Consider the following 26,003-nt stretch of genomic DNA (forward strand, 5'->3'; position numbering starts at 1 on the left):
ATCAATAATTTAAGGCTTATAGGCGCGAATGGCCTTTTTCTGGACGCTGTGTTGGCGAAGCTGGCCAGCGGCCTCATCCCTGGCCTGTTCGGCAAGAACGCCGATGCGGTCGTTCAGCGCCTGCAACTCGGCGACTTGATCTTTCAGGTACTCTGCCTCGCCCTGTTCCGTTACCGCCTGCAGAAAATCGTCCTCTCCCAGGGCTTGTTGCCAGCCCTGACGCGCTTTGGCCATCGCCTCAAAGGCTTCCCAGTCGCCAGCCTCGGCCAGGGACAACAGCGCTTCTGTACACTGGCGGAATTTGTCCAGTGGGGTCCAGAGGCGGTCAGTCACAGAGGGTTTCGTCACAGGGCACAGACTCACTATTACAGATAGTTGAACAGGTTAAGGTTGGCAACCTTCACGAAGGTCTGCTGGGCGGCGCTCAGCACCAGGCTCTGCATTTGCAGGCGGGTGGTGGCTTTGGCGTAGTCCAACCCCTCCAGATCGCCGATGACTTCTTCGTTGTGAAGACGGGTGTCCAACAACAGCTCCTGACTGGACTCCAGCGTATTCATGCGGGCACCCAGTTCGCCCTGGGCCGACGTCAAGTGAGTCTCGGCGCGGTCAATATTATCGATGGTCTGGGCGATCACTTCGTTCAGCGCCTCAATGGATTCCGGCGAGCCGTCCAGATTCTGCATGGCCAGACTAAAACGGGACACCGTGGTCAACAACCCCTGTTTGTTGCTGGATTCAAGCACGAAGCTGTCACCCGGGGTAGCCAGCTCGCCGTTGGTTGAGGTGGTACCCTGGTTTTGGGTGGTCACGCCGAACACCTGGTCGGTGTCGGCCGTGCCATTGCGAACCGTAATGTTCTGACCACGGGCTGCCTCCAGGCCGGTTGGCGACACCGTCAGGCCCAGATTCGCCAGCTTTTGCGCGTTGCGATCCGCGCCACTGCCCGTTATCTCTTCTGCGGTAGCGGACAATGCAGCAGCCAGGTCGGCGGCGTTGTTGACGAGACGATCCAGTACCAGGGTTTCCGATTTACCACCCACCGTCAGGGTCACGCTTTGCGCCGCCCCTGAGAAGTCCACGAGCGTGACTGCCCCAAAATCAATTGTCGCCGGGGTTGCGGCTTCGCCGGGATAAGGCTGACCGGTAATTCTCACCCGTGCGCCATTGATCTCAATGGCTTCGCCCTGTTCGTAGGGAACGTTCTCCGCCAGAACCCGGCCACGATCATCGGTGATGGTGTAGTTGGTGCCAGCCGGGGAGACGGATTCCGGGGCGTTGAAGGTGATTTTCATATCGCGGGGATAGAACGCCTCGTAGGCGTCCTGATCGATAATTTCCCCGACATCAATACGTGCTGGAGGCACGGCCTGGTTGGCGGCGCTGGGGCGGGTATTGAAGGTGCTGTGCCCGCTGGGAATATCCACAAACAGGTTTTTCCCGGAATCGGACACCGCCACGGAGCCGGTTTCGGACACCTGTATTCTCATTTGGCCTTCGTCGCCCTGATACACGTACTTGCCGCTACCCTCCCGAGTGAACGGCTGGGTATTGCCCTGGTGGCCCGAGAAAATATACTGGCCAGACGAATTACGGGTATTTTGTAAGTCAAACAGTTCACCCAGGCGGCTTTCGACTTCCGCCGCGACCGAGTCATAATCGGACGGCGTCATGGTACCGGTGTTACCCGCCTGAATGGCCAATTCTTTGACCCGCTGCATTAGCGTAATCACCGACTGCACAGCGACCTCTTCCTGATCCAGGCTGTTCTGCGCGGCGCTGATGTTTTTTTCGTACTGTTCAATGCGACCGAGGTGCTGGGTGAGCCTCAGGATGCTGCTTGCGGCCACGGGGTCATCGGCGGGGGTCAGCAGGCGTTTGCCCGCACTCATTTGTTCACTGGTCTTGTTGATCGCCGACTGGGCATTGCGCATCCCGATATCGGAAACGCTGTAGATTTGCAGGGTGGATATGCGCATGACCAATACCCCGGTTAGATCGAGTTCAATAGCGTGTCAAAAATATCCCGTGCGATGGTAATCACCCGGGAGTTCGCGTTGTAAGCCTGCTCGAAGCGAATCAGGTTGGCGGCCTCTTCATCGAGGTTAACGCCGCTGATGCTGTCGCGCATGGACTGTGTCTGCTCAACCAGGCTGCGGGCGGCCTCGGTGTTGGTGCGGGCCGAAGCGCTCTCGGTACCCACCTGCTCGACCAGACGGCCGTAGGCATCACTGAGCCCCATATTACCGTTGCCCATTACCTTGGCCGTTTCCAATGCAGCCATGGCCAGGCCATTGCGGTTGTCGCTGCTGGCGTCGTTGTTGAAGTCCAGAGTAAAGGTATCGCCCGCTTTCGGCTGACCTTTAATCACGGCCTGAAAACCCAGATAGGACGACTGCGCAAAATCCTCCGCCTGGCTGTCGCCGAACAGCTGGCTGTCAGAGGGCGCGGTATTCAGGGTAACACCGTCCGCCAGCGTGAGATCCACCCGGCCACCCACGGTCACCGTGGATTCGGTGCCGGCGCCCTGACCACTTAAACGCACGTTCGGATTACCGTTGCTGTCATTGACGCTGAGCTGGTTCTCACCGGCACCATCCGCCTGGAGACGAATATCCATATCGACACCGGAGGAGGCCACCATCCGTACTTCCAGTTCACCGGTTACCGGGTTGGCACCGGCTTCCGCGCGAAAGCCCAGCGCCTGCAGGTTGGGATTGTCGTTGATGCGTTCCGCCAGATATTCCTGGAATTCCGCTGGCTCGGTTTGTGGATTCGGCACCTCGGGAGAGAGCGCCCCACCCTGGTACTCCAGCAGGTTTTCACCGTTGACGGTGATTTGCAGTGGTGAGCTGAAATCCTCGAAATTGAAATCGGTCAATGTGGCTTCGGTAAACGCATTGGCGGACACCCCCGGCACGCGACCCAGTTGCTCAGCCAAATTCGCCGCCGACATATTCGGCCCGGTCACCACGTTCTGGGTGCTGGTGACGCCGGTTTCCGGATCAGTGATGCGAAAGCGCATCTGCTCCACCGGATAACCGTTGCCCTGGGCAGCGCCTCCGGCCGCCACTACTTGCGCATTGCGGCCATCGGGCAGGCCAAGCTTGCCGCCGTTACCGACCACCCGAGTCTCTCCCGGATCGGAGGTAAAGAGCGCATTGTCCTGCCCCGGCACATAAAGCTGCTCGCGAATGGGCGGCTCCAACGGCTTCGGGTTGGACGGGTCGGAATTATCGAGAATCTCGTAGGTGGTCTCAGAGGTAAAACGGATAATCACCGGAGGGGAGAGCTGCCCAGCGTTGGCAAACGCCGGCAACAAAGTGCCATCGGGCGCAAACATGCCCAGCACTTCACCTTGACTGATTTCCGCCGTGCCTTCGTTGCCGCTGTTCGTGCCAGTCCGTACCGGCGATGCCAACGCCAGATCTTCCGGGCGAGACAAACGTGCCTCCATATAACGGGCCGCGTCGGTGGTGGGTTTTATCGTAAAGGTATCGCCACCCTGAAACGAGCCAGCTTCCAGCGTAACCGTCACCCCGTCGAAAGAAATGCTCTCCGGGTAAGCGCCCGTCAACATTCCCTGCCCCACTACCTTGTCATCCCCCAGCCGGGTAATGACATAGTTATTGGTGTTCTCCAGGATTTCAAACTTGTAGTCACTGGCGGTTAACTGATTAATATCATCGATAGTGACCGACAGTTCCCGATCATCGGGCGCCGCGTTGTTACCGGACACCACACGCTGTTTGGTGAGGTCGGGTGAATTGATGTCTTTGAACATGCGCTCGCCGAAGTCGCCGTCCAGATCCAGCCCCTGAAGCTGTTGTTCATTGAAAACCCCGGAGAGCACCAGAGAGACACGCCCCAACTCATTTTTGGCGGTGTGCAATATGCCATCGCGGAATTCTGCCAAACCGCTGAGCTGCCCGCCCGTGAGTTGCTCGGTGACATTGCGGGTGCGAGACCCCTGGCCCAGAACGACTTCGCCGGCATTGGTAACGCGAAATCGGTTGGCATCAGCCCCGACCACCAGCGCTTGCCCCTGGCCCATAAAAACATTAACGGTGCCATCGCCCTGCGAAACGACATTCACACCCACCAATTCCGATAACTGGCGCAATGCCTCGTCTCTCTGATCCAGAAGATCATTGGGAGAGTGACCATTTCCCCCTTCGGATTTATCGGCTATGGCCGTGTTCAGGTTGGCCACTGTAGCCGCCAGGTCATTGATCTGCTCGGTAATGGCTTCCATTTCCCGGATAACGTTGCGCTCGATATCCATCAGGCGGTCATAGAGTGTGTTGAAACGCGTGCTCAGACTTTCGGCCTGGGTAACGACCAACTGGCGCGCAGGCGTGGATGACGGATCGTCCGCCGCGTTCTGGATGGCCGCAAAAAAACTCTCCAGTCCGCCGGTCAACCCGGTGGACTGGTCGGCAAACAGCTTGTCAATTTTTTCCAGATTCGCACTGTAGCTGTTCAGGGAATGGTAGTTGGTGGTGTCGGTACGCAGTTGCGTCAGCACGAACTGATCAACGATTCGCTTGATGTTCTGAGTCGCGGCCCCACTGCCCACATAACCGGCACCGCCCGCCTGTTGAGCAGGCTGGGAAACATCCTCGGTGCGCTGCCGGCTAAAGCCCGGCGTATTCACATTGCTGATATTGTGGCCGGTGGTGCGCATTCCCGCCTGGCTGACGCGCAGCCCCGAAATCGCCGTGTTCAGTAATCCGGACATATCTGTTCCTGTTTAATCAGAGCTATGTGTTAGGGCCAGAATCGAGTGACGCGAGAGGCGTGGCCGATTCGAAAGACTCCAGAGTCGCGAGCGGGTCAGTGCGCATAATGGTTTTCAGTTTTTCGGCATAAGCCGGGTCGGTGGCATAACCGGCATCCTGCAGTGCGTCCACATAACGGTCGGCGTTCTCACCCGCGGCCAGCGCTTCCTGGTAACGGGGGTTATCACGCAAGAAATCCACGTAATCGGCGAAACTGTCTTCGAAACTGTCGTAACGTCGGAAATCAGCGCGCTCCTGTCGTGGCAGGCCGTGGCGGTATTCCAGTGTCGACACATTGATACGATCACCCTGCCAGCGCTGATCCGCTTTAATGTTGAAGAGATTGAAGCTGCTATCGCCGTTGCCTGAATGGATAACGTGACGCCCCCAGCCCGTTTCCAACGCAGCCTGAGCCACCAATGCCTGCGGCGCTACGCCCAGGGCTTTGGCGGCCCGGTGAGCATGTTCGCTGATATGATTGACAAACGCTTCCGGTGAGTCGGTCATTGCCGCTTTGCCACCGGAAAGCGTTTTAACGGTGGGTGTCTTAGCCGAGACAGAAGCGTCCACCCGGATATCAGCCGTGCGCTCAATCGGATCGCTCTTTGCAAGATCCGGCGCGCGTTCCGGCCCCTGCCCGTAGGCTTTCTCCATTTGCTGATACAGCATTTCCGCCAGGCCCAGCCCGCGACCTTGTGTCAGCTCCAGCGACATTTGTTCATCCAGCATTTGCTGGTGAAAGCGCATTTCCTCACTGTCCAAAAAGCTGTCTTCGCTGAAAATTTCATTGGTGGAGCGCATTTGCTTGAACATCTGTTGCACGAACATGGATTCAAACTGACGCGCCACTTCACGCAGTGCTGACGGGTCACCCTTGCGACCGCGGGCACGCAGCGCCTCCAGCCCATCGTTGTTCAGATGGGTGTCCTTGATGGTCGACAGGCTGGAGGCGCTATTCGTCATCATGATCAAATCACCATCAGCTGGGCTTTCAGGGCCCCGGACTGTTTGAGCGCTTCCAGAATAGCCATCAGGTCGCCCGGGGAGGCGCCCACATTGTTAACGGACCGCACGATGTCCTCCAGGGTATTGCCGGGCGAGAATTTGAACATCGGGTTGGTTTCTTCGGTAATTTCAATGTTGGAGTTCGGCAGTACAGCCGTGTCTCCGCCCGCCAGTGGGTTGGGCTGCACGGCGGTGTAATCTTCGGAAACGGAAACCGTCAGGCTGCCGTGCGTCACGGCCACCGGGGAAACCCGCACATGCTGCCCCACCACGATGGTACCGGTGCGGGAGTTAATCACCACCTTGGCGGCTTCCTCGCCGGGCTCGACATTGATGTTTTCCAGAAGCGATATAAAGTCCACCCGGTGAGACGGATCTTGTGGCGCACTGACGGCCACCGACACCGCGTCCTGCGCACGAGCCACATCCGGGCCGAGCATTTCATTGATGCTCTGCGCGACACGGTTGGCCGTGGTGAAATCGGCGCGATGAAGGTTGAGCACCACCGGCTGGCCGGCGGAAAAATTATTGGGGATCGCCCGTTCGACGGTGGCACCGCTCGGGATGCGCCCCACGCTCGGCACATTCACGGTAATGCGCGACCCGTCCCGACCCTGGGCACCAAAACCACCCACCACCAGATTGCCCTGGGCAATGGCGTACACTTCACCGTCCGGACCTTTGAGAGACGTCATCAACAGGCTGCCACCGCGCAGGCTGGTGGCATTACTGATGGAGGAAACGGTCACATCCAACCCTTGCCCAGGCTTGGCGAACGGCGGCAATTCGGCCTGAATCATCACCGCTGCCACATTCTTGGTTTGCACACGAGTGCCCGGCGGCACAGTAATACCGAATTGCTGCAGCATGTTGTTGAACGATTGAATGGTAAATGGCGACTGGTTGGTCTGATCCCCTGTGCCGTCCAACCCGACCACCAGGCCGTAACCGATCAACTGATTCGAACGCACACCGGCCACCGTCGCGATGTCTTTGATGCGTTCGGCCTGAGAGGCGCTGGCCATCAGGAGCATGAGCGCGATGGTGATTGCCCGTTGTATTGAATTCATACTCATCTCACACCTTCAATGGCTCAAAAAGGCCAGTAGCCGCTGTTAAAAAACCGGGATAGCCAACCCATGGATTGAGAGTCGGCCAGGGTGCCCGTGCCGCTGTAGGAAATCTGCGCGTTGGCCAGCCGAGTGGAAGGAACGGTATTGTCCGGCGCTACGTCTTCCGGACGCACGATGCCATTAATGCGAATGAATTCGTCACCCCGGTTGATCGTGATCCACTTTTCACCTCTGACCACCAACCCCCCGTTCGGCAAAACCTCTGCCACCGTCACGGTAATGTTGCCTTGCAGGCTGTTGCTCTGATCCGCCCCGGCGTCTCCGGCAAACTCCCGGTTCTGGGTGAGATTGGTTTCCAGTGTATTGCCGCGAAACGTCGGGTTACTGCCCAGTAAAGGACCGGCGTTGAAGTTCGTGCTGCTGTCTTTCTGAACGGACACTCCGGAGCTTTTGCTGGAAACCGTGCGTTCGGACAACGTGACCGTGATGATATCGCCCACATTCAACGCTTTGCGATCGGTGTAAAGCATCATGCCGTAATTGCCCTGATACAAAGAACCTTCCGTGCGGCGAGGCAGGTCGGCCGCCGAAGGAATCGTGGCCGCGTAATAAGGGTCTCCCGGCACGGGGCGCTCGTAGGTCACACAGCCGGACAAGCCGAGCACCAGTGGCAAACTACAAGCCAGCAGCCGGCGAGCAAAACGCTTGAGTGTATGGCACGGCATGAACATGGTGTTATCTCCACAGCCCCATTTGGGTTTCAGCGGTTTTGGTTTAAAGCGTCTGGTTAATGTATTGCAGCATCTGGTCCGCACTGGAAACGACTTTGGAGTTCAACTCGTACGCGCGCTGTGCGGAAATCATATCCACCATTTCCTGAACAATATCGACGTTGGAGCTTTCCAGCATTCCTTGTTTAAGTGCTCCCATTCCTTCCTGAGAGGGCGCACCGATAACCGGGTTGCCACTGGCTACGGTTTCCACGTAGAGATTGCCACCGATGGCTTCCAGGCCGGACGGGTTAATGAAGTCGGCCAATTGCAACTGCCCGATTTCCTGCGGCTGGGGATCGTCGTCAAAGTGCGCGCTGATAATGCCGTCTTCGCTGATATTAATCTGGCTGGTGTTTTCCGGCACCACGATGCCCGGCTCGACCAGCAAACCCCCATTGGTCACCAGTTCGCCCTCGCCGTTAATTTGCAACTGGCCGTTGCGGGTATAAGCCAGCGTGCCGTCGGGGCGCAGCACCTGCAAAAAGCCGCGACCGTCAATCGCCACGTCCAGGGCCTGGTCAGTCACTTCCAGGTTGCCTTCGGTAAACTCTTTTTGCGTCGACACCACTCGCACACCGGTACCCAGTTGCAGACCGGAGGGGAGTTCATCGTTCTGGTTGGCGAGGCCACCGGGCTGACGTTGTGTCTGATACAGCAAATCTTCGAATACCACGCGATCGCGCTTGAACCCCACCGTGCCCACATTGGACAGATTGTTCGCGATGGTGGTCAGTTGTTTGTCCTGGGCGCTGAGGCCGGTTTTACTGACGTACAGGGCTGCGTGCATGGTGTGTTCTCTCTGTCGGTTGCCGCCAGGGCGGCAAACTGTTTCCGCTTTGCGGCCATTCAGCCGCGCTCAAGCCTTGCTGTTAACTAGTTTTGCAATAGCCGTGCCGAGGTTTCAGAATTCTGGCGGGCAGTCTGCATTACTTTCACTTGCATTTCGTACTGCCGGGACTGACTGAGGATTTGAGTAAATTCCTCTACCGCATTGACGTTGCTGCCCTCCAGGAACCCGGTCAGCACACTGACCCCGGCGTCCGCAGGCGCCGGAATATTATTGTCCTGGCGGAAAAGCCCATCTTCACCTTTGGAGAGCGCCTCCGCCCCGGGGTTAACGAGTTTGATCCGATCCACTTCGACCATGGCTTCCGGCCCCAGCCCCTGCGCCACCACCGAAATGGTGCCGTCTGAGCCAATCTCCATTTTTTCCATGGGCGGAAGGGCTACAGGCCCCTCATTACCCATCACCGGCAATCCACTCCCGTTACGGAGAATACCCAGTGGGTCGACATGTAACCCACCCGCCCGCGTGTAAGCTTCGGTGCCATCGGGCGCCTGAACGGCGATAAATCCTTCGCCCTGCACGGCAATATCCAGGTCACGACCTGTCTCATTCATCGGGCCCGGTTGAAAATTCGTGGCGGGCCGCTCCGTCAGAGCGTAGGCCCGAGACGGATGCCCATCCCCATAATAAATGGGCATACTGCGTGCCTGAGCGAAGTCTGCACGAAATCCGGTGGTGTTCAGGTTGGCCAGGTTATTGGAATGGTTGGTCTGGGCCAGCATATTGTTCTTGGCGCCAGTCATCGCCACGTATAAGGCTTTATCCATGAGTACTCCCCCGAAAAGCGGCAAAAAATTACCTGATATCAAGGGTATTGCAAGAGCAATGCCAACTGATGATTATCGCGGTGAAAACAAAGGGAGGTGGCCGGCGCGTACTGTGTTGACACGCATCCACGCCGGATAAAAAAAGCGGATGCGGGCATAAACCCGCATCCGCTTTTACCGATCTATAGCCCGCTGTGACTATCGGAGGTTAATGATTGTTTGCGTGATCTGGTTGGCGGTCTCAATGGTTTTTGAGCTGGCCTGGAAATTTCGCTGGGCAATAATCAAATTGACCAACTGCGCCGATAAATCGACGTTGGATTCTTCCAGCGCCCCCGCAATCACATCGCCAAGCTGCGCGGTGCCGGGTGCGCCAATAATCGGTTCGCCGGAGTCCGCCGTTTGCACCCAACTGGTATCCCCAACGGGCTTCAACCCTTCAATGTTATTGAAGTTTGCCAAAGCCACCTGGCCCAGAACCTCGGCTTCGCCGTTGGTAAAGCGGGCAAAAATAGTACCATCCTCACCGATATCCAACCCTGACAAACGACCGGTGCTGTAACCGTTTTGATCCTGCTGCTCGACGCCAAACCGCTCGCCAAACTGGGTGGTGCCATCCAGGCTGATTTCAAAGTTGGAACTGCTGGGCGGCTCGGTCACAGGCAGCTGGCCGCCTTGCAACACATTCAGAGGCCCCAGTGCACCGGTGCTGGAACCGTCATCGTTCAGCGGCGTCCAGTTGGAGATGAGCATTTCATCCGACAACGTTTCATTCAACGTGCCATCACTATTGAAATGGACATTAAAAGAAGCCATGGTCGCTTCGGTATTTTGCGGTGGCGGTAGCGTCGGATCTGGATCACCCACATTCTGGCCGTCCACTTGAACGTACATTACCCAGTGATTGGGCGATGTGGACGGGTCAGCCGGGTCATAAGGCTGACGCACAAAGTACTGCTCAAGGGTATGCGGATTACCCATGCTGTCATAAATGGATGAACTGGTTGAGTGGTTGAAACTGCCCTGATTGTCCGGATCAAACGCGTTGATCGCCACTTCGGTAAAACTGTCATCGGTCAGGGGCGCAAAAATATTACCCACCGTCGGGGACGTGGAATTCAGAGCGTAGCCCTCTTCCATTTGCACCGTCACACTGCCGCCAATAATGACATCATCGGTGTTGTTGTTAACGGACTGGATGCCCGTGCCCGTTCTCCCCACCACGTCCATGGAGCCGGGCGCCAGGCTGCCACCAAACCCAAAACGCAGGTCGGTACCGACGCGGGAGGTGATCTGTAAATCCCCAGTGGCGGTCACTTCCGCTCGGATACCCGGCAGTTGGGACGTGCTCAAGCCGTTGATTTCGTTGGCCAGCGCATCGAGCGTGGTTGAGCTCAGCGTCACTCCGTTCAGGGTAAAGTTGTTATTGCCGTTATTGAACGTACCGGAGAGAATTCGCGCATTGGTCTGAGCCGAGGCGGTAATGCCGGTTAACGCGTTAAGCTCGGAGGCGGTTTGAGCGGCAGAGGCGTTCTCTTCGCTGGTGAACGTCACACTACCGCCATCGGGTGTTTCGAATTCCAGAGTTTGCGCCAGGTAGCCATTCGTCACTTCAGGAATGCCCGCGACAGAAGGTGGAGCGGCATTCAAGGCGTTGGACAACGCATTGGCGCCCGAAGGAGCGTTGATATTGCTCAGGTTAATATTGGAGCTGACGCCTTCGGTCAAATCCTGGAACACCAGCTGCCCACCGTTCACCACGGCTTGCACATTAATCGGGGAAGGAGCCCCAAAAATTTCGCTGTTGATCAGGTTGGCAATGTCCTGCATCGAGTTGGCGGTGGAAGAGTCGAGCGTAACGCTAACCGTGCCATTACCGGATGCCGGAGAGGAGCCTACCAGTTCGATGTCGAAGGTGGTGGGGTTCGCCGAGAAGTCAATCGGTGTGGCAATCGCACCCAAATCCATACGCGTAGAGGTCGCTTCCTTCAAACCTGTTTGAGCCAGCCCTACGGCTGCACCATCTGTCCCGAAGGAGGTACCGCGGCTCTCGAGCACAGCCTGGTTGGCATCCAGATTAAACCGCGCCAGACTCAAGGTGGTCTGCCGGGGAGCCTGTACACTCACATCCACTTGCAAGTCACCCAGGGTGCCATTGATGTTGCCATTCGCATCCGCTGAGAACCCCTGCAGAAGCGCGCCGGTGTTCGACACGATAAAGCCGTCGTCGTTAATACCAAATGCCCCCGCACGAGTGTACTGACGCTCGCCGGCATTGCTGGTCACAAAAAAGCCCGTGCCGTTAATGGCCAGATCCAGGGAGTTATCCGTAATGTTGCGGTTACCCTGGTTGAACTGCTGGCGAATTTTCTGCAAATTGACACCACTACCGGGCGTTGTCGCCGTGGTGCCGAGAATACTGCCGCCGTAGATATCTCCAAACTCCGCCCGCGACGACTTGAAGCCCGTCGTGCTGGCGTTGGCAATGTTATTACCGGTCACATCCAGATCCGCGCTGGCTGCGCGGATACCACTGAGCGCGATATTAAAAGGCATGGAATAGTCCTCGTTTCAACGCCATTGAGCGATTAGTTGAATTGTTTTACATCGCCGATATTAACGGCACCCAGCCCGGCCAGATTCAACGTCAGGCGGCCATCATCACCCATGCTGACGCTGTTTACATTGGCACTGAGCGCGGTTTCAAGCTGTTCGGTTTTTCCATCCTGGGTAACGAGCACTTCAAAACGGTACTCTCCCCCCGGGAGCGGCTCTTCTCCACCGATCCAGTCAAGCAGTTCGCCATTCACTTCCACGTTCTGACCATCCCAGCGGAAGGAAAGATCGCCGGCGGGGCGGGAACCCAGCGGAATGGCAGAAACCTGCTCGCCGGCCTCGTCATAAACATTGATGCGCATATCGTTGGTGGACTCTTCCAGCCGGACAGAACCGCTGACAATGCCACCATCAAACAGCAGGGTTTTTTCCGTCGGCACCGTGACTTGCCGTCCAACCAGCGAGGAGGCCTGCAGGGCCTGGTTCGACATAAACGAACCACTGAATTCTTCAAAACGGTTGTTCAGGCGCTCCAGCCCTTCCACCGAGCTGAACTGTGCCAGTTGCGCGATAAAGTCGCCGTTGTCCTGTGGCGAGAGCGGGTCCTGGTTGTTCATCTGGGTAATCATCAATTCCAGAAAGGCGGACTGCCCCAATTCGTTGGAGTTTTTATCATCCTTGTTTTTGTTGGCAATATTCAGATTGCTCAGAATACTATTGGTGGTGTTGTCGTTGTTGACCTGGCTCATGGCGATAGGCTCTCGCTGAGTGTTCGGCTTACTGACCCAGGGTCAGTGCACGTTGAATCATTTGTTTGGCTGAGTTCATGACTTCCACATTCATTTGGAAAGAACGGGAAGCGGAAATCATGTTGGCCATTTCCTCCACCGGGTTGACGTTGGGGTAGAACACATAGCCCTCTTCGTCCGCTTCGGGGTGGTCGGGCTCATAGCGGCGCTGCAGCGGCGCATCGCTCTCGACAATGCCCATCACGCGTACACCACGCCCTGCTGGTTCTTGCCCCCACGCTGAAGGCTCTTGTCCCCACGCTGAAGGCTCTCTACCAAAAGCGGCCATGGCATCGGATTGCATTTGAGAGAATACGGGTTGGCGGTTGCGATAAACCTGATCGGCGCTGGAGCTGGCCGTTTGGGCGTTGGCGAGATTACTGGCGGTCGTGTTCAGGCGCACGCTCTGCGCGCTCATGCCGGAACCTGCCACATCAAACACATTAACCAGTGCCATTGTATAACTCCGTCGTCAGCCGTAATTACTCACCGCGCAGCGCGCTGGTCAGACCTTTGAATTTGCCGTTGAGAAAAGTAAAGCTCGCCTGAAAATCCAGTGCGTTTTTCATGTACGCGGCGTGTTCAATGTGTTCTTCCACTGTATTGCCATCCACCGAGGGTTGGTTTGGCACACGATACTTCGCTTCCGCGTCACCCAATTCGCTGACACCGTGCAGATGACGCTGATGGGTAGCATCCAGAGAAAAGCGGCTTTGCTCACCGCGCTCCACCGCCAGCGCCTGCCGAAAATCCAGGTCTTTGGCTTTGTAATTGGGCGTATCCACGTTGGCCATGTTGTCGGCCAGAATCTCGGCGCGACGGGCCCGCAGCTTGAAGGCGGACTCATGAACGCCCAGGGCAGATTCGAAACTGATGGCCATAACCGATCTCTCCAGCGGCAATACCTAAAAATGACATCAGTGACTAAGCAACGGTTGTGCCACAACCAGAAGAAAAGGTTAAGTTGTTGTTTTTAAAATAGTTTTTGGTCGAGTTTTTAGAGGCGGGGAAAGGGAGAGGGAAAGGCGGCAATAATCAGGCGGCAAGGGTTTACCGCTTTGGAGAACACGGACCGGCAAACCGGTCCGTGTGGCGGCAGGTAATTACACCACTCGGACCGAGATAACATGGTCCACCTGAGTGACCGCCTGCACTACCGCTTCAGAGGGTGCCTGGTCGAGATCGATAATGTTGTAGGCGATCTCTCCACGGCTTTTATTCACCATATCAATCACGTTGATATCATGATCCGCCAATACGGAGAGCACATTACCCAACACACCGGAGACGTTGTCATTGCAGAAGGTAATACGCGTGCCCTTCTCGCCGGAGCGCTCCATGTTGACCAGGGGGAAATTAACGGCGTTCAGGATGTTGCCGTTTTCCAGGTAATCCTTGAGCTGGTCAGCCGCCATTACCGCGCAATTCTCTTCCGCCTCACGGGTGCTGGCACCGATATGCGGCATGGCATAGACGTCTTCACGGGACAGGAGGCAGGGCTCCGGGAAGTCACACACGTAACGCCCCAGCTGCCCCGCTTCCAGACTGCGAACGATGGCTTCCGGCTCTACAATAGCGTCACGCGCAAAGTTCAACAGCACGGCGCCCTGTTTGACAGAACGAAGTGACTCATCATTAATCAGGCCACGAGTGGCATCCAGGGCCGGCACATGCAGGCTGATGTAGTCAGAACGGCTCAGCAGCGATTGCAGGTTTTCCATACGCCCGACCTGACTGGGCAGACGCCAGGCGGCTTCAACAGACAACGCCGGGTCATAGCCAACCACATTCATTCCCAGGGATAAGGCCGTCTCGGCCACCATGGAGCCGATAGCACCCAGGCCCACGACACCGAGTGTCTTGCCTTTCAGCTCGGAACCGGCGAAATTGGATTTCTGCTTCTCCAGCAGCTTGCTCATTTCCTCGGCATCGGTCATGTCGGTCAGGGTCTGGACGTAATCCATCCCCTGCAGGATGCCACGAGAGGCCAGCAGCATGCCGCCCAGCACCAGCTCTTTTACCGCGTTGGCGTTGGCACCCGGCGTATTGAATACCACCACCCCTTTCTTTGTGTACTCCGCCACCGGCACATTGTTCACGCCCGCGCCCGCACGGGCGACCGCTTTCACGCTGGAGGGCAGCGCTTCGTCGTGCAATTTGTGACTGCGAAGAATATACGCATCCGGGTCGTTCAAATCACTGGCGACTTCATAGTGATCGCGCCCGAAGCGATCCAGCCCTTTGACGGAAATCTTGTTGTAGGTTTTGATCTTGAACATGAGTCTTCCTGTATCGAATGTATTTGCGGCGATCAGCCCTGCACAACCTGTTCATAGGCCCAACTCAACCAAGGCAACAACGCTTCAATATCCGCGGCTTCCACGGTGGCACCGCACCAGATACGCAGTCCAGGAGGCGCATCGCGGTAGGCACCGATGTCATAAGCGACACCTTCCTGGTCCAGCAACTTAACCATTGCTTTCACTTGCTCCGGCTCGGCTTTCAGGATGAAGCAAACGCTGGTATTGGACACCGTGCCAGGAGCCTGCGCCAGAAATTCAATCCAGGGGTTCTGCTCGACAAAACCACTCAGCACCGCGAGATTCGCTTCGGAGCGACGAATGGCTTCGCGCACACCGCCGATCTCTTCAATCCAGTCCAGCGCGTCCAGATAATCCGCCACACACAGCATTGACGGCGTATTGATGGTTTCTCCTCGGAAAATGCCCTCAATCAGCTTGCCGCCTTTGGTCATGCGGAAGATTTTCGGCAGAGGCCAATCCGGCTCATAACTCTCCAAACGTTCGACCGCGCGCGGGCTCAAAATCAGCATACCGTGAGCACCTTCCCCGCCCAGCACTTTCTGCCAGCTGAACGTCACCACATCGAGCTTCTCCCAGGGCAGTTCCATGGCGAATACCGCCGAGGTGGCGTCACAGATGGTCAACCCCTGACGATCATCGGCAATCCAGTCTCCATTGGGGACTTTTACGCCCGAGGTAGTGCCATTCCAGGTAAAAATAACGTCGTGATCAAAGTTGACCCGCGTCAAGTCCGGCAGCAGGCCATAGTCCGCTTCCAGAGGCGTGACATCCTTAAGCTTGAGTTGCTTGGTAATATCGGTCAGCCAGCCCTTACCGAACGACTCCCATTGCAGTACGTCAACCGGCCGCTCGCCCAGCAAAGACCACATGGCCATTTCCACCGCGCCGGTGTCAGAAGCGGGCACCACGCCCACCCGATACCCTTCTGGCAATCCGAGCAGGCGAGCGGTGTCTTCACAGGCCCGCTTCAAAGCCTCTTTTCCCAAGCCGGAACGATGTGAACGGCCCAATGTGGCGGTATCCAGCTTGCTCACGTCGTAGCCGGGACGCTTGCTGCATGGACCTGAGGAAAAATTGGGGTTGCGGGGCTTAACCTGTGGTTGCATGGGAATCCTCGAACAGTTGACGGTGGTAACAGTTCCAGTGAAGCCGTGACCCGGGGCCTGGCTTCAGAAAGGCGCCGATTATGCCAGTTAATGGCAAAAACCACTAGGCATCACACAAGGATCAGCATCGACTTGGGGAAAAGGTGAAAACGATTGAGGACTGCACCCAAATCCAATGGGCACGTCTTGCCGAGGGTGCGTTAATCGTGAAACATCAGGCAAAAAAAAGCCCTTTACAATGTAAAGGGCAAGAGGGAGACCTCGATGCATCAACCAGACATCGAGGGTGAGAGACCGTGGTGCTCGGCTTGACGCAATAGTTCCATCGGGGCGTTCAGCCTGCTACCGAATGCCAACTCCATGCGGCATCTTCCTGAAAGAACTTTACTGAGGGCTGACAGCGCTGTCAACACCTTCTCCCGCCGCAGGCCACCATTAAGTGGCTGCCTTACCTTATCAAAAGCACGCTGCAACTCAAAGGCATCCTGCAGCGCAGCGATGTAACCGTTTTCACGGCATATCTCCCTTAATAAGGTTTTCCAGAGGCTCGCCTGTCGCGGGCTTGGTAGCACAGTGAGTATCCTGTTTACTGGCTATGTCGAAGACTTTAGCACATTTTCTGAAAAAACAAAATGTTACCGATTACATCAAGACCAACCTGCATCTCGTTATCGAAACCTGCACCTGATCACCAAACCAGCGCTCGGCAAAACAGCCTCATTCAGACGCTTAACACGGTTTATCCCTATCGAAAACGATCAATATTCAACCAGATTGAGCGGCGATGCTGCCCCACTGATTGACAGCGCTGTCAACCACCCTTAGACTCTCTCAACTTTTCATTGGGGCCGCTCCCCCATTCCAATAACGTCGGCCCAGGGCCACAGAACGATGAAACGGGGAAGTTTATGAGCTTTATTCTGGTTGCGGATATTGGTGGCACCAACGCCCGCTTTGGTCTGGTGGATATCGCCGAGGCCACCTCAGCAACCCCGGATTTTACGGCTCGCCATCAACACGGTCTGCGTTGTGCCGATTACAGCGGCATCGACGACATGATTCGCGCCTACGCCGAGACCGTAGACTGTGCCCTGCCCGAATACGCTTGCTTCGCCATTGCCGGCCCGATCCACAATGGCCGGGTGCGCATGACGAACCTTGACTGGGAGTTCGACACCGAGTCACTCCGGCAGCAGCTGGGCATGAAAGCGCTGGATGTCATCAACGATTTTGCGGCACTCGCCTACGCGACCCCTCACCTGAAACCGGACATGCTGCGCTCGCTGGTAAAAGGCGGCACCGACCCCGACGCTCCTATGCTCATTCTCGGTCCCGGTACCGGGTTTGGCATGGCGGCGCTGGTGCCTTGCGGCGGACGATGGAAAATTCTGCCCACCGAGGGCGGCCACACCAACTTCGCTCCTGGCAATGCGCGCGAACTGGCTATTCTGGGACGTATGCTGACCAAACAGGAACACGTTTCAGTGGAAACCCTGATTTGCGGCAAGGGCCTGGTCCGTATCTATCAATCCCTGGCCGAACTGGACGGTGTGACCGTTCAAGACTACGAACCGGCGGACGTCAACGAGAAAGGCCAAAGCGGTGAAGACCCCTTGTGCCGCGAGGCATTAGACCTGTTCTGCGCCATGCTCGGCAGCGCGACCGGTGACCGGGCGCTCTGCCTCGGTGCTCAGGGCGGTGTCTTCCTGGGCGGTGGTATTGCCCCCAAACTGGCCGATTATATTGAAGGGACAGAGTTGGTAACCCGCTACCAGAGCAAAGGGCCCATGAGCGATTACGTGGGCCGCATCCCCCTGAATATTATTATGCACGACAAGTCGGCACTGATTGGCACCGCCGCCTGGCTGGTGGACAATGTACCAGAACTCAGCGCCCGCCCGACGACGACTTCCGCGGCACGCTAGGTTTTCCTGCGACCGGGCCGGAACGCCCGGCAGGTCCTGTCCCGGCAGGCCCTGTAGAATCCCGCCGGATCATGCTGGAACTAAGCATGCTGGCGGGAAGCTGCACATCTTTCCCTTTCAACTGTTTAAGCAGCAAGTCAGTCGCCTTCTGCGCCATCGCCTGAATCGGCTGCCGCACCGTGGTCAGTGACGGCCATATCTGATGGGCCACTGGCGTATCATCAAACCCCGCGACAGAAAGATCTTCCGGAATGCGCAGCCCGCTCTGATGAGCGACCATCATCGCCCCCGCTGCCATATCATCGTTCGCCGCAAAAATGGCGGTGGGCGCCGGATTCAGCGCCAACAGTTTCCTGGCAGCCTCTTCACCGGACTCAAACGAGTTGTACCCCTGCACGACCAGTTGCTTGTCAACCTTAAGGTGGTTTTCCACCAAGGCCGCACGATACCCTTCAAAACGATGAGCAACGGCTTTATGGTCCGGATGGCCAGCGATAAACCCAATGCGTTGGTGCCCGAGGGCAATCAGCTCACACGTCATATCGTACGCGGCTTCGGCATCGTTGGTTTCCACAAACGGGCACATGGCTTTATCGAAGGTCGGTGCAATGCGCACGAAGGGCAGCTGCCGCTGCTCAAGCACCGACAGAATGGGCTCCACATCGGACAGCGGCGGCGTCAGAATCACACCGTCGATGCGCGTCTGACGAATCAAATCACTCACCTCACGGCCAATCTCGGGGTCTTGATGGTTGCAGGGGTGAATCAACACGTCGTAACCCTGGGCACGGCAGATGGACAGAACCCCATCCTGAACGTCAATGACGTAGTTGGCACTGGGATTGTCATACAGCAACCCGATCACAAATGAACGGTTGCCCGCCAGGCTTCGCGCGGAAAGATTCGGGCGATAGTCCAGCTCGGCAATGGCCTTGAGCACTTTGTCACGAGTGCCCTGGCGCACATTGGGCTCTTTATTGACTACCCGTGAGACCGTTTTGATGGAGACGCCCGCCAGCGCCGCCACATTGTCGATGGTCGCTTTAACCACAGATTATTCGCTCCGTCAGATCGCAGACAGCTCGCACTATCGGGGAAACGGACGGCGAAGGCAAGAACCTTACCCCACAGACCAACAAATAAACGGGTTGGCTGAAAATTTAGCCAAGACCTGGTGACAGCGCTGTCAATCTATTCTATAGTGTGATGACCTTGCGGACGAATGGCAATGTCCGCGAGCCTGAAAAGTCGGCACTTAAAGCGCTGTTGAAAGATGGCGATATTCGGTCAATACAAGGTGCCCGCACTGCAGCCTCGGCGCTGCCGTCAGCGGGCCATGAAGCGCCGCATGGCCATCCACCCGACCCGGGTGGATGGCTTCCATTCCAGTCTTACACGCCTCTATTCAAGCCTTACCCATTAGTACAGCAGAGTGAACAGCTTGCGCTGGTATTCAATCGCCAAGGGATCGCCTTTGCCCAGGGCGGCGAGAATATCGTTAAAGGTTTTGCGCGCAGCGCCCTCTTCGTAGGCGAGGTCTTTGCGAAGTACCACCATCAAGCATTCCAGCGCTTCACGCTGATAGCCTTCCTGATGATATTGCACCGCCAGCTTATAATTGAGTGGCAGGCTCTCCGGGTCGTTTTCCAGCTCAGTTTCCAACGCTTCGATTTCCGGGTTTTTGGCCGCTTGTCGTTTCAGCTCCAGCTTGGCCTTTACCTGTTCGTACAGCGTATCCTGATCCGCCAGCTTAACGGTGGCCAACATTCGTTCGGCTTCGTCCAGACGATTCAGCTCCACCTGCGCCATGGCCACCAGGCAGGCAATTTGCGGCTGTTGGCCGGACTCTTCGTAAACTCGCTGCAACACCGGTAAAGCGGCGCTGAAATCTTCGTTCTCCAGTAAGGCCTGGGCTTCCTGCAAATCGGCTTCCCAGGCTTTCGGCAAATGCTGGGCCAGCATATCGCGCACCTGCACCTCGGATTGCGCACCGGTGAAGCCATCCAGCGGTTGCCCGTCTTTGATCAACATCACTGTAGGCAGGCTGCGAACGCCGAACTGGCTGGCGAGCATTTGCTGGTCATCCGCGTTGACACGAGCGAGGAGAAACTGGCCGTTGTACTCTTCGGCCAGCTTTTCCAGAATGGGCATGAGGGTTTTGCAGGGACCGCACCAGTCGGCCCAGAAATCCACCAGCACCGGCCGCTTAAAAGACTCGTCGATGACGTATTGCTGGGCGTTGTCGAGGGTAACGTCGATGATATGCATGGCTTGCCTTCTATCGAATCCGCACGAAAAAGCGAGAGTTTAGCATTATTGCTCCGGGCGCATATGCGGGAACAACAGCACATCCCGAATAGAAGCCGCGTCCGCAAACAACATGACCAGCCGGTCAATCCCAATCCCCTCACCGGCTGTCGGGGGCAAGCCATACTCCAGCGCACGAACATAGTCCGCGTCGTAATGCATCGCTTCATCGTCCCCGGCGTCTTTTTCCCGCACTTGCTCCCGGAAACGCTCGGCTTGATCCTCGGCGTCATTCAGCTCCGAGAAACCGTTGGCCAGTTCGCGCCCACCCACGAAAAACTCGAAGCGCTCGGTCACCTCAGGTCTGGCATCCATACGCCGCGCCAGTGGTGACACTTCGGTGGGATATTCGGTAATGAACGTCGGCTGGTCGAGTTTATGCTCAACCGTTGCCTCGAAAATTTCGATCTGTACTTTGCCGAGGCCCCAGGAATCCTTCAATGGGATCTTCAGCCCCTCCGCCACCGCCCTAGCCCCCTCCAGGGTACTGATATGCTCAGCGCTGATGTCAGCGTTGTATTCCAGAATGCTGTCGAAAACGCTGATCCGGCGGAACGGCTTACCGAAATCGTATTCACTGCCCTGATACTGAATCACCGATTGGCCCATGACATGCTGGCAGAGGCCCCGCAGCATATCTTCGGTCAAATCCATCAGATCATTGAAATCAGCGTACGCCTGGTAGAACTCGAGCATCGTAAACTCAGGGTTGTGCCGCGTGGACAGGCCTTCGTTACGGAAATTGCGATTGATTTCGTACACGCGCTCGAAACCGCCCACAACCAGCCGCTTCAGATACAGTTCCGGCGCAATACGCAGGTACATATCAATGTCCAGCGCATTGTGGTGGGTAATAAAAGGACGTGCCGTGGCGCCACCAGGAATTACCTGCAGCATGGGCGTTTCCACTTCCATGAAATCCCGACCATTCAGGTAACGGCGAATGTAATCGATGCAGCGAGAGCGCAACCGGAACGTATCGCGCACTTCCGGGTTAACAATCAAATCCACGTAGCGCTGCCGGTAGCGCTGTTCCTGGTCGTGCAGGCCGTGATATTTTTCCGGCAGCGGGCGCAGGGACTTGGTGAGCAGCTGGTAGTGCTCCATATTCACGTAAAGATCGCCTCGACCGGAACGGTGCAACGTGCCTTTCGCCCCGACGATATCGCCAATATCCCATTGCCCCCACTGCGTCTTGATGGCTTTTTGAGTGTCCTTGTCGGCGTACAGCTGCACAGTGCCGGAAGCGTCCTGAAGCACCATGAACGGGCCGCGCTTGGCCATAATACGACCGGCCACACTGGCCTGAAGCCCGGCCGACTCCAGGTCCTCCTTGGACTGGTCCCGATGCCTGTCTTGCAGTTCCGCACAGGTGCTGTCGCGACGAAAGTCGTTCGGAAAGGGGTTGCCCTTCTCCCGAATAGCCGTCAATTTGGCACGACGTTCGGCGATCAGGTTGTTTTCGTCCTGGGGGGCATTGGGCTTGCTCATGGCATCTCTAACGGTTGCGGGTCAATGGGTTGGGCCTGCGGTTACAGGCCCGCTTTTAAACTGGCGACGATAAACGGATCCAACGCACCATCGAGCACAGATTGGCAGTTGCTGGTCTGTACGCTGGTGCGCAAATCCTTGATGCGCTGGTCGTCGAGTACGTAGGAACGAATCTGGCTTCCCCAGCCAATGTCGGCTTTGTTGTCTTCCATGGCTTGTTTCTCGGCGTTACGCTTGAGGATTTCCTGCTCATACATTTTCGCGCGCAACATGTTCATGGCACGGTCCCGGTTCTGGTGCTGGGAACGCTCACTCTGACAGCTCACCACGATGCCGGTGGGAACGTGGGTAATACGCACGGCCGAGTCGGTTTTGTTCACGTGCTGACCACCGGCCCCGCTCGCGCGATAGGTGTCGGTCCGCAAATCGCCCGGATTGATGTCGATTTCAATATTTTCATCAATTTCCGGCGAGACAAACACGGAACAAAAGGAGGTGTGGCGACGATTGCCTGAGTCGAACGGGGATTTACGCACCAGGCGGTGAACGCCGGTTTCCGTGCGCAGCCAGCCAAAGGCGTACTCGCCCTCAAAGCGGATCGTGGCGCTCTTGATACCGGCCACCTCACCAGCGGAGACTTCCTCCAGCGTGGTTTTGAAACCTTTGTGCTCGCCCCAGCGCAGGTACATGCGCAGCACCATTTCCGCCCAGTCCTGGGCTTCGGTGCCGCCGGAACCGGACTGAATATCGAGATAGGCGTTGTTCTCATCCATTTCGCCGGAAAACATGCGGCGGAACTCGAGCACCTGAAGCTGCTCGTCCAGGCGTTCGATTTCGCTGGCCACGTCGTTGACGCTGTCTTCGTCGTTCTCTTCCACCGCCAGCTCGAGCAGCTCGCGGCAGTCGCCGACGCCAGCGTCAAGGTCCTCGATGGTTTTCACCACCAGCTCCAGAGACGAGCGCTCTTTGCCCAGGGCCTGGGCCCGGTCCGGTTCTTCCCAAACGTCGGGCTGGCTCAGTTCGAGTTCAACTTCCGTCAGACGCTCTTTCTTGTGAGCGTAGTCAAAGATACCCCCTAAGCACATCGGTGCGCTCAGCCAGGTCTTTAAGTTGATTCAACAGCGGATTGATTTCCATAGTGCTCCGATAACGGTGTTCGCGCGATAACAACGGTGCGCCACCGGACCATAACGGGACCGGACAATAACCGGAAGAACCCCGTAAACTCGCGCCGCGGCAGCGCCTCAAGGGCGCGCATTCTACCGCACAAGCCGCCACTCCTGCCAGTAGCGTCTCCCCTTCCAGCCTGACTTACCGTGTCATGTGACCTTTTCCACGTTCCGTTAACACGCTGGGAAAGCGCCATGGCGATCTGCGCCACAAACTGGCAAACTGATGCTGTCAAACCCGGCCAAAACCCGTCACAATGCCCGGAAGCCTGGCAGGCCTGCCAGCTGACGGCATTCTGGTGAGGTACGAACCGACATGGACCCGAACAATAAACCGCCCGGAGCGACCGGTATGAAGAACCCGTTGTTGTCGATCCTTACCCCAATGTTCAATGAGTCGAGCGGCATTGACCGCTTTTTTTCCACACTTGAACACGCCATGAAGGCCGTACCCATTGACTACGAAATCCTCTGTGTGGACGACGGCTCAACCGATGACACGCTGGCGCGGCTGCGCGCTCACGCGGAACGCAACCCCTGCATTCGCGTCCTGGCATTAACCCGCAACTTCGGTAAGGAAGCCGCGATGACCGCGGCTCTTGATCACGCGGAGGGGGACGCGGTGTTGCCCATTGACGCTGACCTGCAAGACCCCCCGGAGCTGATCGGCGCCATGGTGGAACAATGGCGTACAGGCCAATACGAAGTGGTCTACGCCAAGCGGGCCTCCCGCCAGACCGATAGCCTGCTCAAGCGCAAAACCGCGCAGTGGTTCTATCGCCTGTTCAATCGCATGAGTGAAATTCACATTCCGGAGAATGTCGGTGACTTTCGCCTGATGGACCGCAAGGCGGTAGACGCCATCAAGCAGTTACCGGAGAAAGACCGGTTTATGAAAGGCCTGTTCTGCTGGCCGGGCTTTCGCCACACCGTCATTGAGTTTGATCGCCAAGAGCGCGCCAGTGGGCAGAGCAAGTTCAATTACTGGCGGCTGTGGAATTTTGCACTGAGCGGCATCACCTCGTTCAGTACCTTTCCGATCCGCGCCGGCACGTACTTTGGCCTTCTGGTTTCTCTGTTCGCGTTTATCTACGCCGTCATCGTCATCATCAAGACCTTGTTCACCGGTGTAGACGTGCCGGGTTATGCCTCCACCATGGTGGTTATTCTGTTTCTCGGCGGCATTCAACTGTTCTTCCTCGGTCTGCTCGGCGAGTACGTGGGGCGCATTTATAAAGAAGTGAAAAACCGGCCCATTTATCTGGTGGCCGCCAAATGGGGTTTCGAAGAGCGTGATACTGATTAGGCAGCTGCTCTGCTTTGGCCTGGTAGGCGTTACGGCCACCCTGACACATTATTTTATCGCGCTCGGGAGCCACGAAGGGCTGCACATTGATCTGTACCTGGCCAACCTGATCGGTTACCTGACCGCCATGGCCGTGTCTTACCTTGGGCACGGGCTACTCACTTTTCAGGTTCGCCTGACACGCCAGACCCTGCACCGGTTTGCCATCGCCTCCTTTTCCACGTTTCTGTTCAGCGAGGTCCTCCTGTGGGTACTGGAGAACGGCACTGACCTACCCCACCGGATTACGTTAAGCGCCGTGGTACTCTGCGTGCCCATTGTGTCTTTTTTATTGAACAAACTCTGGGTTTACCGGGTGCCGGACCGACATTAAGACTCAGGGTTCGGTTCAAACCAGCTTGAACGGCATGGGCCTGGCAAGGCTATCGATGATGGCACACTCGGCATGCTCATCACCCTGACACTGGTTCGCCATGGCCAGTAACGTCGTGCGCATGGCTTCCAGCTGCTCCAATTGCGCTTCCACCTGCTCCACGTGAGACATCACCAGCGCCTTTACCTCAGCGCTTCTCCGGTTCGGGTCACGATACAGCGTCAGTAACTCCCGGCACTCATCCAGACTGAACCCCACTGAACGGCAATGCTGCAGAAACCGCAATTGCACCACATCCTCATCGCGATAATCGCGGTAACCATTCGCGGAGCGCTTGGGCACTACCAGACCCAGAGTCTCGTAGTAACGAATCGTCTTGTTGCCTAATCCGCACCGGCGAGCGGCTTCCCCGATATTCATAGCCTCACCTTCCTCCCAGTCATCGCCTGTTGCCGCAAAAAGCAGCACTGATCAATCAAACATTACGTCCATTGTAAGGTTTAATGGCTAAAAAACCCAAATTTCAAGCCAAAAACGCTGAAAATCGCTGTTTTCGAAGAGTTATAGTTGGCATGAAAAATACTTTTTATTATTTTAAAACAATGGCTTATATAATTTATTTGACAAACATGATGAAACTACTAAAGTAACACTATTAAAAGCCGGAGTATTCATCATGGAATATCTCAGTATGACCCACCCGGAGTGGGAAGGCATGTGGGATCAGCTCGCTCAGGAACGCCTCAATGGCGGTGATCCCCTGTGCGAATACGCGGGTCGCGGCTGGGAGTACATGGGGTCGACGCCCGATCACCATCATTTTCGGCACGACTGTCACCCCGAAACGGAAAAGACCGAGTACCTCTATATCGAGCGCACCGGCATGGCTTTCGCGTGGGTGGGTTGATTGTGAAATAGCCCGGTCTCGTCAGGTGCAAACCGGGCTCAGCAGGCGTTACACCCCGATATTTTTCAACGTTTCCAAAATTTCCCGCATGGCTGCCGCCGTCCTGGGATGTTCAGCCTCCATATCCTCCACCAGTAACTCCAGCGTTTCCAACGGGACCGGCTCACCGTAGGTATCTTTCATCCCCCTCGGGTGCGTGTGTAGTTCCAGTTGCTCCATCAGATGTTTTTGTTGATCGCTGGGCTGATCACTGCCAAATGTCTCGTGCATGCGAGTCATCAGATTACGTATTTTTTCCTGGGGCATAGTCACCTCGAGTAATGTCACAATTGTTAATCAATATCCTTTTTGGAGTTCCGGCGTGGCAATGTGCCAGGGCCTTCGGGTGGGGGCAGGCTTTATCGAAGACTCTTGGAGGCATGGATGCCGACATGAAGCCTACAGGGATGTATTCACGGCGGGTCTTCGATAAAGCCTGCCCCCACCCGGAGGCCCGGAATGCTCCCAC

General features: G+C 56.6%; 24 protein-coding genes. 4 read left to right on the plus strand and 20 right to left on the minus strand.

The features are described 5' to 3' along the window. Window positions 1-9: 9 nt before the first annotated feature. The 14 genes from ACQCLF_RS12585 to ACQCLF_RS12650 all read right to left on the minus strand — a co-directional run bounded on the left by ACQCLF_RS12585 (window position 10) and on the right by ACQCLF_RS12650 (window position 16,017). Window positions 10-348: a hypothetical protein gene (locus ACQCLF_RS12585; RefSeq protein ID WP_426987788.1), complete on the minus strand. Its 339-nt coding sequence runs from the start codon at window positions 346-348 to the stop codon at window positions 10-12. 17 nt (window positions 349-365) lie between these two features. Then, window positions 366-1,976, minus strand: coding sequence for a flagellar hook-associated protein FlgL (gene flgL / locus ACQCLF_RS12590; RefSeq protein ID WP_426987790.1), 1,611 nt, complete (start codon window positions 1,974-1,976; stop codon window positions 366-368). A 14-nt stretch (window positions 1,977-1,990) separates the two neighbouring features. Then, on the minus strand, window positions 1,991-4,738 hold the full coding sequence (gene flgK / locus ACQCLF_RS12595; protein WP_426987792.1) for a flagellar hook-associated protein FlgK: 2,748 nt from the start codon (window positions 4,736-4,738) through the stop codon (window positions 1,991-1,993). Window positions 4,739-4,760: 22 nt separating this feature from the next. Next, window positions 4,761-5,744, minus strand: coding sequence for a flagellar assembly peptidoglycan hydrolase FlgJ (gene flgJ / locus ACQCLF_RS12600; protein ID WP_426987794.1), 984 nt, complete (start codon window positions 5,742-5,744; stop codon window positions 4,761-4,763). Window positions 5,745-5,746: 2 nt separating this feature from the next. Beyond that, window positions 5,747-6,853 (minus strand): flagellar basal body P-ring protein FlgI, encoded by a 1,107-nt coding sequence (locus ACQCLF_RS12605; RefSeq protein WP_426987796.1) that lies wholly within the window; start codon window positions 6,851-6,853, stop codon window positions 5,747-5,749. Window positions 6,854-6,876: 23 nt separating this feature from the next. Further along, window positions 6,877-7,581 (minus strand): flagellar basal body L-ring protein FlgH, encoded by a 705-nt coding sequence (gene flgH / locus ACQCLF_RS12610; RefSeq protein ID WP_426988030.1) that lies wholly within the window; start codon window positions 7,579-7,581, stop codon window positions 6,877-6,879. Between the two features lie 49 nt (window positions 7,582-7,630). Next, window positions 7,631-8,416, minus strand: a complete 786-nt coding sequence (flgG, locus tag ACQCLF_RS12615) for a flagellar basal-body rod protein FlgG (RefSeq protein WP_426987798.1) — start codon at window positions 8,414-8,416, stop codon at window positions 7,631-7,633. A gap of 86 nt (window positions 8,417-8,502) precedes the next feature. After that, window positions 8,503-9,243, minus strand: coding sequence for a flagellar basal-body rod protein FlgF (flgF, locus tag ACQCLF_RS12620; RefSeq protein WP_426987800.1), 741 nt, complete (start codon window positions 9,241-9,243; stop codon window positions 8,503-8,505). Between the two features lie 198 nt (window positions 9,244-9,441). Then, window positions 9,442-11,799, minus strand: a complete 2,358-nt coding sequence (locus tag ACQCLF_RS12625; RefSeq protein WP_426987802.1) for a flagellar hook-basal body complex protein — start codon at window positions 11,797-11,799, stop codon at window positions 9,442-9,444. A 32-nt stretch (window positions 11,800-11,831) separates the two neighbouring features. Beyond that, window positions 11,832-12,548, minus strand: a complete 717-nt coding sequence (locus ACQCLF_RS12630; RefSeq protein ID WP_426987804.1) for a flagellar hook assembly protein FlgD — start codon at window positions 12,546-12,548, stop codon at window positions 11,832-11,834. Between the two features lie 28 nt (window positions 12,549-12,576). Further along, complete coding sequence (gene flgC, locus ACQCLF_RS12635) at window positions 12,577-13,044, minus strand: flagellar basal body rod protein FlgC (protein WP_426987805.1); 468 nt, start codon at window positions 13,042-13,044, stop codon at window positions 12,577-12,579. 25 nt (window positions 13,045-13,069) lie between these two features. After that, on the minus strand, window positions 13,070-13,468 hold the full coding sequence (flgB, locus tag ACQCLF_RS12640; protein ID WP_426987807.1) for a flagellar basal body rod protein FlgB: 399 nt from the start codon (window positions 13,466-13,468) through the stop codon (window positions 13,070-13,072). Between the two features lie 222 nt (window positions 13,469-13,690). Beyond that, window positions 13,691-14,866, minus strand: coding sequence for a phosphoglycerate dehydrogenase (locus tag ACQCLF_RS12645; RefSeq protein ID WP_426987809.1), 1,176 nt, complete (start codon window positions 14,864-14,866; stop codon window positions 13,691-13,693). A gap of 32 nt (window positions 14,867-14,898) precedes the next feature. After that, entirely contained in the window at window positions 14,899-16,017 is a 1,119-nt protein-coding gene (locus ACQCLF_RS12650) for a phosphoserine transaminase (protein ID WP_426987811.1), read from the minus strand. Between the two features lie 908 nt (window positions 16,018-16,925). Between ACQCLF_RS12650 and glk the strand changes: the two genes are divergently transcribed. After that, on the plus strand, window positions 16,926-17,942 hold the full coding sequence (gene glk / locus ACQCLF_RS12655; RefSeq protein WP_426987813.1) for a glucokinase: 1,017 nt from the start codon (window positions 16,926-16,928) through the stop codon (window positions 17,940-17,942). Here glk and ACQCLF_RS12660 read toward each other — a convergent pair. From ACQCLF_RS12660 to prfB, 4 genes are all read right to left on the minus strand, one after another. Then, on the minus strand, window positions 17,905-18,993 hold the full coding sequence (locus ACQCLF_RS12660; protein ID WP_426987815.1) for a LacI family DNA-binding transcriptional regulator: 1,089 nt from the start codon (window positions 18,991-18,993) through the stop codon (window positions 17,905-17,907). The two genes, glk and ACQCLF_RS12660, sit on opposite strands and share 38 nt — an antisense overlap. 368 nt (window positions 18,994-19,361) lie before the next feature. Next, on the minus strand, window positions 19,362-20,210 hold the full coding sequence (trxA, locus tag ACQCLF_RS12665) for a thioredoxin (protein WP_426987817.1): 849 nt from the start codon (window positions 20,208-20,210) through the stop codon (window positions 19,362-19,364). 45 nt (window positions 20,211-20,255) lie between these two features. Then, the gene (gene lysS, locus ACQCLF_RS12670) at window positions 20,256-21,740 is read right to left on the minus strand and encodes a lysine--tRNA ligase (protein ID WP_426987819.1); all 1,485 of its coding nucleotides are present in this window, start codon (window positions 21,738-21,740) and stop codon (window positions 20,256-20,258) included. A gap of 41 nt (window positions 21,741-21,781) precedes the next feature. Continuing rightward, a protein-coding gene (gene prfB, locus ACQCLF_RS12675; protein WP_426987821.1) for a peptide chain release factor 2 occupies window positions 21,782-22,877 on the minus strand; the annotation gives its coding sequence in 2 pieces (ribosomal slippage) (window positions 21,782-22,804 and window positions 22,806-22,877; 1,095 coding nt in all). 384 nt (window positions 22,878-23,261) lie between these two features. Here prfB and ACQCLF_RS12680 point away from each other — a divergent pair. Beyond that, window positions 23,262-24,215, plus strand: coding sequence for a glycosyltransferase family 2 protein (locus tag ACQCLF_RS12680; protein ID WP_426987823.1), 954 nt, complete (start codon window positions 23,262-23,264; stop codon window positions 24,213-24,215). Continuing rightward, window positions 24,202-24,588, plus strand: coding sequence for a GtrA family protein (locus tag ACQCLF_RS12685; RefSeq protein WP_426987825.1), 387 nt, complete (start codon window positions 24,202-24,204; stop codon window positions 24,586-24,588). Before ACQCLF_RS12680 ends, ACQCLF_RS12685 begins: the two co-directional genes overlap by 14 nt. A gap of 15 nt (window positions 24,589-24,603) precedes the next feature. On the opposite strand, the gene cueR is transcribed toward ACQCLF_RS12685, so the two are convergent. After that, window positions 24,604-25,008 carry a Cu(I)-responsive transcriptional regulator gene (gene cueR / locus ACQCLF_RS12690; RefSeq protein ID WP_426987827.1) on the minus strand — a complete coding sequence of 135 codons (405 nt, stop codon included), beginning with the start codon at window positions 25,006-25,008 and terminating at the stop codon, window positions 24,604-24,606. Between the two features lie 256 nt (window positions 25,009-25,264). On the opposite strand from cueR, the gene ACQCLF_RS12695 reads away from it, so the two are divergent. Next, on the plus strand, window positions 25,265-25,495 hold the full coding sequence (locus ACQCLF_RS12695; protein ID WP_426987829.1) for a 4-diphosphocytidyl-2C-methyl-D-erythritol kinase: 231 nt from the start codon (window positions 25,265-25,267) through the stop codon (window positions 25,493-25,495). Window positions 25,496-25,543: 48 nt separating this feature from the next. On the opposite strand, the gene ACQCLF_RS12700 is transcribed toward ACQCLF_RS12695, so the two are convergent. Further along, entirely contained in the window at window positions 25,544-25,801 is a 258-nt protein-coding gene (locus ACQCLF_RS12700; RefSeq protein ID WP_426987831.1) for a DUF4404 family protein, read from the minus strand. Window positions 25,802-26,003: the final 202 nt, after the last annotated feature.

The sequence above is a fragment of the Marinimicrobium sp. ARAG 43.8 genome (assembly GCF_050113635.1).
In the GTDB taxonomy this organism is placed as follows: domain Bacteria; phylum Pseudomonadota; class Gammaproteobacteria; order Pseudomonadales; family Cellvibrionaceae; genus Marinimicrobium.